Genomic DNA, 200 nt, shown 5'->3' with positions numbered 1-200 from the left:
CCCCTGCTTTCTCCCGTAGGACGTATGCGGTATTAGCATCCCTTTCGAGATGTTGTCCCCCACTAATAGGCAGATTCCTAAGCATTACTCACCCGTCCGCCGCTAGGTCAGTTACCGAAGCAACTTCCCCCGCTCGACTTGCATGTGTTAAGCCTGCCGCCAGCGTTCAATCTGAGCCATGATCAAACTCTTCAGTTTAA

General features: G+C 52.0%; 1 rRNA gene. It reads right to left on the bottom strand.

What is annotated here, in order from left to right:
* Nucleotides 1–198, bottom strand: a 16S ribosomal RNA gene (locus WFH18_RS18500); the annotation flags it as partial.
* Between the last annotated feature and the right edge of the window lie 2 nt (nt 199–200).

Origin of the sequence: Acinetobacter sp. USHLN143, from assembly GCF_037145695.1 — a bacterium.
Taxonomy (GTDB): Bacteria; Pseudomonadota; Gammaproteobacteria; order Pseudomonadales; family Moraxellaceae; genus Acinetobacter; species Acinetobacter fasciculus.
Note: the sequence above shows the minus strand (reverse complement) of the source record. Positions and strands in the feature narration are given on the sequence as shown.